The 11,370-nt window shown below is 61.9% G+C and carries 13 protein-coding genes; 6 read left to right on the forward strand and 7 right to left on the reverse strand.

Features of this window, described 5'->3' with window-relative positions:
- Positions 1-318: 318 nt before the first annotated feature.
- Together ACVK00_RS15895 and ACVK00_RS15900 are read left to right on the forward strand one after the other, a co-directional pair.
- Positions 319-909, forward strand: a complete 591-nt coding sequence (locus tag ACVK00_RS15895) for a DUF4145 domain-containing protein (protein WP_354123010.1) — start codon at positions 319-321, stop codon at positions 907-909.
- Between the two features lie 21 nt (positions 910-930).
- Positions 931-1,605, forward strand: a complete 675-nt coding sequence (locus tag ACVK00_RS15900) for a hypothetical protein (protein ID WP_354123009.1) — start codon at positions 931-933, stop codon at positions 1,603-1,605.
- A gap of 178 nt (positions 1,606-1,783) precedes the next feature.
- Here ACVK00_RS15900 and ACVK00_RS15905 read toward each other — a convergent pair whose 3' ends face one another.
- From ACVK00_RS15905 to ACVK00_RS15930, 6 genes are all read right to left on the reverse strand, one after another.
- Complete coding sequence (locus ACVK00_RS15905; RefSeq protein WP_456826954.1) at positions 1,784-2,518, reverse strand: immunity 52 family protein; 735 nt, start codon at positions 2,516-2,518, stop codon at positions 1,784-1,786.
- Between the two features lie 5 nt (positions 2,519-2,523).
- Complete coding sequence (locus ACVK00_RS15910) at positions 2,524-3,102, reverse strand: restriction endonuclease fold toxin 5 domain-containing protein (RefSeq protein ID WP_435521235.1); 579 nt, start codon at positions 3,100-3,102, stop codon at positions 2,524-2,526.
- The gene (locus ACVK00_RS15915) at positions 2,987-3,466 is read right to left on the reverse strand and encodes a hypothetical protein (RefSeq protein WP_354123007.1); all 480 of its coding nucleotides are present in this window, start codon (positions 3,464-3,466) and stop codon (positions 2,987-2,989) included. Before ACVK00_RS15915 ends, ACVK00_RS15910 begins: the two co-directional genes overlap by 116 nt.
- Positions 3,459-3,962 carry a DUF4123 domain-containing protein gene (locus tag ACVK00_RS15920; protein WP_354123006.1) on the reverse strand — a complete coding sequence of 168 codons (504 nt, stop codon included), beginning with the start codon at positions 3,960-3,962 and terminating at the stop codon, positions 3,459-3,461. The genes ACVK00_RS15915 and ACVK00_RS15920 overlap by 8 nt, the downstream gene beginning before the upstream one ends.
- A 3-nt stretch (positions 3,963-3,965) precedes the next feature.
- Positions 3,966-4,382 carry a PAAR domain-containing protein gene (locus tag ACVK00_RS15925; protein WP_354123005.1) on the reverse strand — a complete coding sequence of 139 codons (417 nt, stop codon included), beginning with the start codon at positions 4,380-4,382 and terminating at the stop codon, positions 3,966-3,968.
- Between the two features lie 90 nt (positions 4,383-4,472).
- Entirely contained in the window at positions 4,473-4,943 is a 471-nt protein-coding gene (locus ACVK00_RS15930; protein WP_354123004.1) for a hypothetical protein, read from the reverse strand.
- A 238-nt stretch (positions 4,944-5,181) separates the two neighbouring features.
- On the opposite strand from ACVK00_RS15930, the gene ACVK00_RS15935 reads away from it, so the two are divergent.
- Positions 5,182-5,838 (forward strand): SOS response-associated peptidase, encoded by a 657-nt coding sequence (locus ACVK00_RS15935; protein WP_354123003.1) that lies wholly within the window; start codon positions 5,182-5,184, stop codon positions 5,836-5,838.
- Between the two features lie 288 nt (positions 5,839-6,126).
- Here the strand turns inward: ACVK00_RS15935 and ACVK00_RS15940 are convergent, their stop codons facing one another.
- Positions 6,127-6,309 carry a rubredoxin gene (locus tag ACVK00_RS15940; protein WP_012364402.1) on the reverse strand — a complete coding sequence of 61 codons (183 nt, stop codon included), beginning with the start codon at positions 6,307-6,309 and terminating at the stop codon, positions 6,127-6,129.
- A 197-nt stretch (positions 6,310-6,506) separates the two neighbouring features.
- Between ACVK00_RS15940 and ACVK00_RS15945 the strand changes: the two genes are divergently transcribed.
- The 3 genes from ACVK00_RS15945 to ACVK00_RS15955 all read left to right on the forward strand — a co-directional run bounded on the left by ACVK00_RS15945 (position 6,507) and on the right by ACVK00_RS15955 (position 11,349).
- Entirely contained in the window at positions 6,507-6,911 is a 405-nt protein-coding gene (locus ACVK00_RS15945) for a DUF4399 domain-containing protein (protein ID WP_228905124.1), read from the forward strand.
- Positions 6,912-7,143: 232 nt separating this feature from the next.
- Positions 7,144-9,093: an ATP-binding cassette domain-containing protein gene (locus ACVK00_RS15950; protein ID WP_435521225.1), complete on the forward strand. Its 1,950-nt coding sequence runs from the start codon at positions 7,144-7,146 to the stop codon at positions 9,091-9,093.
- 273 nt (positions 9,094-9,366) lie between these two features.
- Positions 9,367-11,349 carry a DNA topoisomerase IV subunit B gene (locus tag ACVK00_RS15955; protein WP_166725391.1) on the forward strand — a complete coding sequence of 661 codons (1,983 nt, stop codon included), beginning with the start codon at positions 9,367-9,369 and terminating at the stop codon, positions 11,347-11,349.
- The last annotated feature ends 21 nt before the right edge of the window (positions 11,350-11,370 follow it).

The raw sequence follows: 11,370 nt of genomic DNA on the forward strand, positions 1-11,370 counted from the left end.
GTTTCTGCCACTCGGCGGCGCCTCCGCGTGGTCGCCTGAGTGTCGGATCCGCACATGTAACGGCCATGCGATCGGCGACGATGCGAGTGGCACGATCGACATCGCCGCCACTCACGACAGATGGACGATTCCATTGTGGACTGTTTTGTTTGTTGTTCATTCGTTACCGAACATCGTTGATAGTGTCTGCCAAAATGCGGAAAATCACTGCGGAAACTTGTGCTAATTTTGTGAGGTGCCAGGGTGCGACCGGACCAAACAACGATCAATGAAACATTTGAGCGCAGATTCTCCGAACTGGAGGATGGCTTCAGTAGGATGCCCAAGCACAGCGGGCACGGATTCCCGGCCGTTGTGCCGGACGGAAAATGGCGGCAATGGGCGACCAGTGCGCAGAGCCTAATAAAGGCCGTTTTTGGAGAGCATTCGCCGCACTATCAGAACTTCACGTCGACCTATGCTAAATGCAAAGGTACCGTCAGCGATGTGGCGGCCCTAGATGCGATTTTTCGCAGCGCCAAGGATGACTTTGATGGCGGTTACGTGTTCGACGTCGAACTACGTGTGTCTGGAGAAATATTTGGCGATTTTGTTGTCCTGGCACGTCAAGCTCTTTCGGAAGGTCACAAAGACGTTGCCGCAGTCCTTGCAAGCGCGGCGCTCGAAGACGCGCTAAAGCGTTACGCAGTAGTCCAAGGGCTAGAAGTAGACGAGAAGTCGATGCAGGATATAGTGAACTTGCTCAAGAGCGCCGGACTAGTAGGGGGCGCACAAAAAACACTGCTCGACGCTATGCCGAAGCTCCGGAATTTCGCGTTGCATGCCCAGTGGGATAAGCTCACGGAGCCGGACGTCAATAGCATTATCGGCTTCGTTGAACAATTCCTGCTGAATAAATTTAGTGGCTAGCACCACTACACGGAGACCAAGATGGCGTCGAACAACACCAACGCTCCACCCAAAAAATCGTCGTGGAAACGGCGGATTGTCTGGCTGATTAGCTTCGCCGTAGCGTTCGTAGCCGTAAAAGCATACAGGCAGCATATCGCCGACGAGGGAGCGTTAGCTCAGGGGGCTGCGAATGCGACTGCGTCGATGCGCGAGCTTCAGGACCAGGCGGCGAAGCAGCATCCTGAGATGCCGCTTGGTGAAGCCGCCCGTGAGGCCGCCGCGTTGCAGAGTCAGGCTGACCTGGCCGCGAAATCGGGCGCGCAGAAAGCCGACGCGGCGGCTGGACAGTTTCTCGGATACTACCTCGTCAATGTTCGGGCCCGGCCTGACTACTGCAAGTCGCAAGGGGTCGACATCACTGCTTTCGTCGAAGCATTCAAGCAACACAACGCAGCTTTATATGCGAAAAGCCGTGTGATTAATGCCAGGGGACCGTATTCGGCGGATACGCTTGAAGACATGCTCTACAAGCAGATGGGGCCGAGCTTGGAGCAGACTATCCGGTCGACCACGGAAGATGCAGCCGCACGACAAAACGTGAGTGTCGCCGTCGTTTGCCAGAGCCTTGGTGCTTCGCCAGAGGACGCTGTGCAACAGTTGGATCTGCAGCGGGTGAACCCTGCACTCTATCAGGCATTAACGAACGCGCAGTAAGGTCTCCACGGGCCTACACCAACGCGCGGATGACCGTTGGGCCTTTGAAAGCCGACATTGAGGTAGTGCCGAGTCGAGCGGCGGCATTGGGTCGATCACGGCCCTTGAAGAGGTGACGTCCAAGCAATCTCAGACCTGATCTGACGTTGACTGAGAGATCAGGTCTAGACTTACACACTTACAGGTCAGCGAAATTGGGCAGAAGGTCTTGGTCGACGAGCCGAATCTCGATACGGTTGGCAACCTCGACGTGTTCGGCGTTGTCCACCGAAAAAACGGCATCTGGGACGCTCACAATGATCGTCCCGGTCTGCTTCCGACCGGCTTCGGGAACTGGAATCAATTCGCGTGCTTCCGGGACTTGCTGAACCGTGAGGAGCTTCGGGAGATACAGCATCCAGCCAACGCCCGGCTTGTCATCAAACACCTGCCGGGGAAAATACTCTCGTGGTGAAACAGAGACATACATCGGGTCATAAACCGAGACCATCGCGGACACTATCTTAGCCACGCCCTTATAGCTGCGCTCGTCCGCCGAGACTGCGCTCTGTGCCGGTAGCCCAATTTCTACCTCGCTGGGTCGCCTCTTCGCATCGATGGCTAACTTCAGCCTCGCGCTGTCGGCCGCGTCCATCTGACCATTCCAGAAGCCAAATACTTTAGGCAGGTCCATCTTTTTTTCGTACCGTTGCGCCAAGACTGCCAAAACGGCTGTCGAAGGTATGCCGGGCGCTTCATACATGGGATACAGACGGGCTTCTTCCTCGGTATCCGCCTTCAGCCACCACTGCCCTAAACGTTCGTCCTCGCGTGACATAGCCTCAACCACCGGCCACAGACGGACAAGATGAGCCGCAAAATCGCCAAGCTGGGCGAAATCGGCAGGGCTACGAAATTGCGTAACTATTTCCATGTTTGTCAGGGCACCCATTCTGATTCGACGCGAAGACGGGCAAGCGGCGTTCTCATGTAGTTCCAAGTCCGCTCCGTCTGAAAATACCATTTCAACCTCGCAGGAGGATGATCATCTACAACCGCGGCCTGAGCTCCAGCCTGCTCCTCCATGTCATCAAAGGTCTTGGTGTACGGTACATCGTCCTTCTTCAAGAACTGATCGTACTTTCCCTTCGCTTCTATCAACAAACAGCTTTCCGGTCGAAAGCCGTCGAAGTCGCGCTGCCAGACCCACTCCATGCTCCAGGCCTCTTCAACGCTATAGGGGAACCCCGTAATTCGCCCTTGATACTCTCGGGAGTTGTCACTCATGCTCCAGTTGCGGCGCTGCATGCTCCCCGTCTCAGGTGGACACTTCTTGCAGCTCTCTCCTGTACGCGGAATCGCCCGGACGTCCGGCTTTGCCTTGCTTTCATCCTTTGGGGTATCACCCGACAGACTCCCCGTTCCCGCGACTGCCGCCCCGCCCAATAAGGCGACGCCAGCGCGCGCCAAGACCGGTCCGAGTTCCACTATCGCCGCTTCGATCGCCGGCACCACCAATCCCGCCATGCTCAGCCCCTCCCTTGTCGTTCTGATGTTCGATGCGCCATTTCATGACGCGTAGGTAATCGTGAAAACGTTCGTCGGCCGAGCGTCCAGGCCGAGTCAACCACGCGCGCGTGGCCGGCTTCTCGTAAAACTTCGGAGCGTATGCCTCGATTCGAAGAAACGCCGCGACGTTCTCATCGGACTGAATGCCGAGCTGTCGAGCAGCGATGTATGCGTTCCAAAGGCGCGTGGGTAGGGTGCCGTCGTCGCCCAGCTTTGGGTCGGCTTTGACGAGATCCTGTCTGGTGCGTTCGACGTATCCGCGTGCGTCGATCTCGGCAAGTCCGGCAACCTGTTCGCTCGTCAGCTCAAGCATGCGGGTGTACTCCCTTCAGTTTTCCATTCATTTCGACGAGCCAGTCGAATGTCGAGACGAAGAACTGCATGCGCTGCGTGAATTCCATCAGCGACGCCATGTCGGCCATGATGCGGGCATCGTAGAAGCGGAGCAGGGCTGTGCTTCCGTCCGGCAAGCGTACGTCGAGGCGGCTGCGCAGCTCGTCAGCGAGTGATTCGATCGGATATGCGCTGATTAGCCAGGACACGCCCGTTGAGCTACTGGCCATTGCAGAAAGAGTGCGACGGGTATTGCCGGATGCGCGCTCGTAGTCGACTAGCCACGGTCCGGCATCGGCCAGCGACGCGTCGGGAGTGTTGTCGAACAGGGCGGCGGCCGACTGTGATCGTTGCGGTGGTGAACCGTTGGCCGCGTCGGCGTAAAGAAGGCCGTCGACAAGGGCGTACAGGTGAACCTGCATGGTCAACTGCTGTTGCCGCTTGAAGAAGAATGCTTCAATCGAATTTTCGGTCATGTCCTACCCGCGCGCGATCATCGTCGCGGCATTCTCGGCCGCAGCTTTCAGGCATTCGAGACAGAGCGTCGGTGAGGGGGCAAGCGCTGCTGCAGTAGCGGCGACGGCCGAACCTGCGCCGCCTGTCGTCGCTTCGCCAGATCCGACGTCGTCGAGTGTGGCGGACGACTGCGATGCGATCAGCGTCGCTCCGCACGCGGTTTTCATACCCTCGATGGCGGTTTCTCGTCCATCAAAGGTGTGCGGGTATCGCCGCCCCGTGGCGGGCAAGATCGGAAAGACTCCCTTGCACTGCGGGCAAAGTACCTTGTGCCCGACGCCGGCAATGGGTTTCCCGTCAATGGTCGCGGTCGCGCTGCCCTCCAGCACGCGGCCGCCATGCGTCGTCGTGTCGCCGACGCAGATCATGGCTCGGGCCATATGTTCTCTCGTAGGTGTGGTTTTCGTATGAATTTACCATTTCCGGGAGAGCGGCCGGTCGTTGGCTATCTTGCAGTCGGTCAACTATTGTCAATCGAAGCGAGCGACGTCGATCATGCGGCGGAGCTGGTCGAGCGCGAACGAGTCGGGATAACCGTTCTTCTTCAATTCCAGCTCTGCGGCGCAAACCATTTTCTCCATGAGTCGCAGCGTTCGGCGGACATGTACGACTTCCAGCACGAAGCGCTGTTCAAGCGTCAGCGCGCGATTTTTCTTGAAGTTGGCCGCGCTCCACGCGTCGCGCAATTCGGACCATGTCAGGCGCTGGAACTCTGGCAACTTCGTTGCCTTGTCGGAGCCGGGATCTGGTTCGCCGGGGACGGCGTGGAGCCTGCATTTCATGGCTTCGCGTGCGCGCCACTCGTCGGAGAACGGCGCGATGGGCGCACGTGGGTTGCCCATTCGGCCGGCTCGCATAATTTCTTTGTCGATCTTGAGCGACAACCGGCGCAGTGGGGCTGCGTACTTCAACTCGTCGGCCCGTTCGAGGTACGCGATCATGCGCGTAGCGTCGCCAGTAAGCGAACTCATCTCGGTCAACGTAATCCGCAGGTGTAGCACCTCTAGAATCAGCCGATGAACTTCGGCGTACGTGCACGTGCGCCACCATTCCGACATAGCGTCGAACCGGGGCGGGTCAAATGGGGGCAATATCATGATGCGCGGACGACACTGTATGGATATACAGTTTATCGCGCGGTAAGATGGGGCCGTCAAGTCTCAAAAATGGGGGCGGGCAGTGTGCACAAATTACAAAGCGCCAAACGAAGATCCGGGCATCAACGAGCTGAAGATTGGCATTGGTGATCTGTACCGCCGCGATCCGTGGGAGCCGGATGTGTACCCGGACTACGCAGCGCCAGTCGCATGGGCGGACGGGGACGGCCTTGGCGTCGTCAAGGCGGTGTTCGGCTTCTGGCCGAAGTTCATGCAGCCTGATCGCGTCGACGACAACGGCAAGAAGCGGAGAAAGCTCGACACGGTCAACGCCCGTTCGGAAACAGTCGGAGAGTCCCGGCTGTACGGCAAGGCGTGGCGAGCTGGTCAGCGCTGCCTCATCCCGGCTCGCTGGATATACGAGCCGTGTTACGAGTCAGGTCGGAACGTCTGGCAACGGATCGGGCTCACGGACTGGCAGCCGTATTGCGTCGCTGGTATTTGGCGGCGCTATGACGGAGACGATGGCCGCACGCTGGTTGGTATGTCCATGCTTACCGTCAACGCCGATGGCCATGCCGTGATGGGGCGGATGCACAAGCCCGGCGACGAAAAGCGTTCAGTCGTGATCTTGCAACCGACCGACTATGACGAATGGCTGCACTCGAAGAATGTCGAGGCCGCACGCGCTATGCTGCAGCTCTATCCGGCTGACGGCATGATGGCCGAGCCAAAGTAACTTGGCGGGAACCAGATACACAAAAGCCCGCTGCGAGCGGGCTTTTTTACGTGCTATAAATTTGCTACAGCAACCGGTTGGATCCTTGCTGGACAAGCCTTGCGCTTATCATTCCGCCCCCTGAACTACGGGGAGAGCCGAGTCCGCGATATCGCGTGCAAAAAACGCGACCGGGACGGCGATGTGGACAGCGCGCAGAGTATAGCAAACGCGCGGCGAATCGGCGGACGGAAAGCGTGCCGATGCGCGGCGCGCGTGCTCAGTGTGTCCAGAAACCGAAAATCGAAATCAGAAATCCACGACGACGAAATCTTCCTTGCCCACGTCGCACAGCGGGCACCGCCAGTCGGCGGGAATGTCGGCGAAACGGGTGCCGGCGGGAATGCCCTCGTCGGGCAGCCCTTCGGCTTCGTTGTAGACCCACCCGCAAATCAGGCAGACCCAGCTCTGGTATTCGATTACTTCGCTCATAGGGCGTTCGGGATGAAGAAAGTCGGTCATGCCGTCCGCGGTGCGGCCAACGGACGAAAGGCGCAATAGTACCGTAATTTCGCCGAACACCTGCGCAACGTCCTTTTAAACGTACGCATCGCGAACAACGGCTGTCATCGCACGGGCCGGGCACGCAGTGTATGCTTCGTGAGCCTTTCAATCTGAAGGAGGAAACGATGCTCAACAAGAAATGGATCGCGGGTGCGGTATGTGTCGCGGCACTGGCCGTGTCGACGCTCGCGCGTGCCGAGGCGCGCGTGTTCTTCGTCGAGCCGAAGGATGGCGCGACGGTGTCGAGCCCCGTGCACGTGCAGTTCGGCCTCGAAGGGATGGCGCTCAAGCCGGCCGGCGACATGACGCCGGACACGGGCCACCATCACCTGCTGATCGACGGCAAGCCGGTGCCGAAGGGCGACGTGATTCCCGCCTCCGACCATTCGCTGCACTTCGGCAAGGGCCAGACCGAAACCGACGTGAAGCTGCCGCCTGGCCAGCACACGCTGACGCTGCAACTCGGCGACGGCGCACACCGTTCGTACGGTCCCGAGCTGAGCTCGACGATCACGGTCAACGTGAAGTAATCGCACCTCCCGCGTGCGGGCGCCCGGCCGGGAAGCTGCGGCCGGATGCCCGCCGTGCCGGCTTCGCGTGGCGGCGAAGTGCGCGATGCCGGCGCCGTCCGCCGAGCGCACGCCGCACGCAGTCACAGCACAAAAAGCACCGCGCACCGGCATAGTCCGTCCGGCCATCCCGGCGCAGGCGTCCGCCACCGGTACAATGGGCGCTTCCGATTTCTCTCTTCGCCGTCTCCCCATGTCGCTTTATTCCATTACCGGCGCGCACCTCGCGTTCGGTCACGTCGCGTTGCTCGATCACGCGGACTTCTCGCTGGAGGCAGGCGAACGCGTCGGCCTGATCGGCCGCAACGGCGCGGGCAAGTCGTCGCTGCTGAAGATCGTCGCCGGGCTCGCGAAGCCCGATGACGGGCTGATCACGCGCCAGCAGGAGCTCGTGACCGTCTACGTGCCGCAGGAGCCCGAATTCGAACCCGGCGCGACGGTGTTCGAGGCCGTGGCATCGGGGCTCACGCACACGCGCGAAGTGCTCGAAGAATACGATTCGATTGCGCACCGCCTCGCCGACACACCCGAAGGCGCCGAGCACGATGCGCTGCTCGCGCGAATGAACGCGCTGCAGTCGTCGCTCGACATGCACGACGCGTGGAACTGGCGCACGCGTGTGTCGATGACGCTCGCGCAGATCGGCCTGACGGACGGCGACGCCAGCGTCGACGCGCTGTCGGGCGGGATGCAGAAGCGCGTCGCGCTGGCGCGCGCGCTCGTGCTGCAGCCCGACGTGCTGCTGCTCGACGAACCGACCAACCACCTCGACTTCGACGGCATCCGCTGGCTGGAAGAACTGCTGGTCTCGCAGCGCGCGGGCCTGCTGTTCATCACCCACGATCGCGCGTTCCTCGACCGCGTTGCGACACGCATTGTCGAGCTCGATCGTGGCGGGCTGCTGTCGTATCCGGGCAATTTCTCCGCGTACCAGACGCGCAAGGCGCAGCAGCTCGAAGTCGAGCGCGTGGAAAACGAGAAGTTCGACAAGCTGCTCGCGCAGGAAGAAGTGTGGATCCGCAAGGGCGTCGAGGCGCGGCGTACGCGCAGCGTCGGGCGCATCGCGCGGCTCGTGCAGATGCGCAACGAGCGCTCGGAGCGCCGCAATTCGCAGGGCAACGTGAAGCTCGACGTCGCGCAGGGCGAGAAGTCGGGCAAGATCGTCGCGGAACTGACGGACGTGACGAAGCGCTACGGCGATCGAACGGTCGTCGACACGTTCTCGACGTCGGTCATGCGTGGCGACAAGATCGGTTTCGTCGGCCCGAACGGCGCGGGCAAGACTACGCTGCTCAATCTGATCCTCGGCGAGCTGAAGCCCGACACGGGCACGGTGCGCACGGGCACGAACCTGCAGGTCGCGTATTTCGACCAGATGCGCGCGCAGCTCGACCAGGAAAAGAGCCTGGCCGACACGATCAGCCCGGGTAGCGAATGGGTCGAGATCGGTGGCGTGCGCAAGCACGTGATGAGCTATCTCGGCGACTTCCTGTTCGCACCGGAACGTGCGCGCTCGCCGGTGAAGTCGCTGTCGGGCGGCGAGCGCAACCGGCTGCTGCTCGCGCGCCTGTTCGCGCGTCCGGCCAATGTGCTGGTGCTCGACGAACCGACCAACGACCTCGACATCCCGACGCTCGAACTGCTCGAAGAGCTGCTGGCCGACTATGACGGCACGGTGCTGCTCGTCAGCCACGATCGCGCGTTCCTCGACAACGTCGTGACGTCGGTGATCGCGGCCGAGGGCGACGGCAAGTGGCGCGAATACGTCGGCGGCTTCACTGACTGGCAGATCCAGAGCGAGCGTTCGCAGCAGCTCGCGCAGCAGGACGCGGCGAAGCGCGCGGTGAAGGAAGCGGCGCCGGTCAAGGAAGACCCGGCGAAAAGTGCGGCCGGCCGCAACGCGCAGCGCACGGTCAAGCTGTCGTTCAACGAGCAGCGCGAACTCGATGCGCTGCCGCAGAAGATCGCGGCGCTCGAGGAAGAACAGAAGACGATCAACGCGCAGCTCGAGGACGGCGCGATCTTCGCGAAGGATCCGCAGGAAGGCACGCGCCTGACCGAACGGTTCGCGGCGATCGACGACGAACTGCTCGCCGCGCTCGAGCGGTGGGAAACGCTCGAGGCGAAGCGCAAACCGGTCTGACGCGCGGCGCGCGGCGCGTCGCTGGCGGGCGCGTCGTATCACCGGTCGCATGGCCGGTTGCGCCGTGCGACGATCTTGCGATGGCGCGCCACGCGGAACCAGTAAAATACCGCGCGTCCCGGGTCGCGTAGCGCATGCCGCGCGCCCGCTTTCGAAGCAGTCCAAGCACAGCGTTGTTTCGATTCGCTTTTTTACGGAACTCAACGTTTTGTCCACGACGTTATCCACACGAGGTGTGGACAACGTCCCGATGAATGACGAAATTCAGTGCCTATGTCAACGAAGAAGCCCAGCGCGGCCTATAGCGAAGCATCGATCAAGGTGCTCAAGGGTCTCGAGCCGGTCAAGCAGCGGCCCGGCATGTACACCCGTACCGAAAATCCGCTGCACATCATTCAGGAAGTCATCGACAACGCGTCCGACGAGGCACTCGGCGGCCACGGCAAGCAGATCACGGTCACGCTGCACGCCGACCAGTCGGTGTCGGTCGAGGACGACGGCCGCGGCATCCCGTTCGGCATGCACCCCGAGGAAGGCGTACCGGTCGTCGAGATCGTGTTCACGCGCCTGCACGCGGGCGGCAAGTTCGACAAGGCCGCCGGCGGCGCGTACACGTTCTCGGGCGGCCTGCACGGCGTCGGCGTGTCGGTGACGAACGCACTCGCGACGCGCCTCGACGTGACAGTCTGGCGCGACGGCAAGATCGCCGAACTCGGCTTCGCCGACGGCGATGTCGTGAAGCCGCTCGCGACGCAAGGCGCGGGCCGCGGCGAGAAGAAGTCCGGCACGCGCGTGCAGGTGTGGCCGAATCCGAAGTACTTCGATTCGCCGAACCTGCCGCTCGGCGAGCTGCAGCGCCTGCTGCGCTCGAAGGCCGTGCTGCTGCCGGGCGTCGAGGTCGTGCTCGTCAACGAGAAGACCGGCGAACGCCAGACCTGGAAATACGAGGACGGCCTGCGCGGCTACCTGCTCGACGAGATGAACGGTAGCGAGCTGCTGATCCCGCTGTTCGAGGGCGAGCGCTTTGCCGATGCGCGTTCGACCGACGAAACCTTTGCCGAAGGCGAGGGCGCGTCGTGGGTCGTCGCATGGAGCGAGGAAGGTTCGCTCGTGCGCGAGTCGTACGTGAACCTGATCCCGACGCCGGCCGGCGGCACGCACGAGTCGGGCCTGCGCGACGGTCTCTACCAGGCGGTGAAAAGCTTCGTCGAACTGCACAACCTGCAGCCGAAGGGCGTGAAGCTGCTCGCGGAAGACGTGTTCGCACGCGTGTCGTTCGTGCTGTCCGCAAAGGTGCTCGACCCGCAGTTCCAGGGGCAGATCAAGGAACGCCTGAACAGCCGCGACGCGGTGAAGCTCGTGTCGTCGTTCTCGCGGCCGGCGCTCGAGCTGTGGCTGAACCAGCACGTCGAGCACGGCAAGAAGCTCGCCGAACTCGTGATCAAGCAGGCGCAGGCGCGCACGCGCGCGGGCCAGAAGGTCGAGAAGCGCAAGAGCTCGGGCGTCGCGGTGCTGCCCGGCAAGCTGACCGATTGCGAGACGGAAGATATCGCGCGCAACGAACTGTTCCTCGTCGAGGGCGACTCGGCGGGCGGTTCCGCGAAGATGGGTCGCGACAAGGAATACCAGGCGATCCTGCCGCTGCGCGGCAAGGTGCTGAACACGTGGGAAACCGAGCGCGACCGCCTGTTCGCGAACAACGAGGTGCATGACATCTCGGTCGCGATCGGCGTCGATCCGCACAGCCCGGACGAAACCGTCGACCTGTCGAACCTGCGCTACGGCAAGATCTGCATCCTGTCGGACGCGGACGTCGACGGCTCGCACATCCAGGTGCTGCTGCTCACGCTGTTCTTCAAGCACTTCCCGCAGCTGATCGAACGCGGCCACGTGCATGTCGCACGGCCGCCGCTGTTCCGCGTCGATGCGCCCGCGCGCGGCAAGAAGCCCGCGCAGAAGCTCTATGCGCTCGACGAAGGCGAACTCGAGGCGACGCTCGACAAGCTGCGCAAGGACGGCGTGCGTGAAACCCAATGGAGCATCAGCCGCTTCAAGGGTCTCGGCGAAATGAGCGCCGAGCAGCTGTGGGACACGACGATGAACCCCGACACGCGCCGCCTGATGCCCGTGAAGCTCGGCGAGCTCGACTACGAGGCGACCGTCGCGCGGATGACGATGCTGATGGGCAAGGGCGAGGCAGCCGCGCGGCGCGGCTGGCTCGAGGAAAAGGGCAACGACGTCGAAGCGGACATCTAGTCCGCGCGGCCGGGCATGACG

This window comes from Burkholderia sp. PvR073 (assembly GCF_054055695.1).

Coding starts and splice junctions, on each gene's coding strand:
- ACVK00_RS15940 (WP_012364402.1), bottom strand. CDS start 6,309: ATGAGCGAAGTAATCGAATACCAGAGCTGGGTCTGCCTGATTTGCGGG.
- ACVK00_RS15895 (WP_354123010.1), top strand. CDS start 319: ATGCCCAAGCACAGCGGGCACGGATTCCCGGCCGTTGTGCCGGACGGA.
- ACVK00_RS15930 (WP_354123004.1), bottom strand. CDS start 4,943: ATGATCGCGTACCTCGAACGGGCCGACGAGTTGAAGTACGCAGCCCCA.
- ACVK00_RS15945 (WP_228905124.1), top strand. CDS start 6,507: ATGCTCAACAAGAAATGGATCGCGGGTGCGGTATGTGTCGCGGCACTG.
- ACVK00_RS15950 (WP_435521225.1), top strand. CDS start 7,144: ATGTCGCTTTATTCCATTACCGGCGCGCACCTCGCGTTCGGTCACGTC.
- ACVK00_RS15905 (WP_456826954.1), bottom strand. CDS start 2,518: ATGGAAATAGTTACGCAATTTCGTAGCCCTGCCGATTTCGCCCAGCTT.
- ACVK00_RS15900 (WP_354123009.1), top strand. CDS start 931: ATGGCGTCGAACAACACCAACGCTCCACCCAAAAAATCGTCGTGGAAA.
- ACVK00_RS15925 (WP_354123005.1), bottom strand. CDS start 4,382: ATGGCCCGAGCCATGATCTGCGTCGGCGACACGACGACGCATGGCGGC.
- ACVK00_RS15955 (WP_166725391.1), top strand. CDS start 9,367: ATGTCAACGAAGAAGCCCAGCGCGGCCTATAGCGAAGCATCGATCAAG.
- ACVK00_RS15920 (WP_354123006.1), bottom strand. CDS start 3,962: ATGACCGAAAATTCGATTGAAGCATTCTTCTTCAAGCGGCAACAGCAG.
- ACVK00_RS15915 (WP_354123007.1), bottom strand. CDS start 3,466: ATGCTTGAGCTGACGAGCGAACAGGTTGCCGGACTTGCCGAGATCGAC.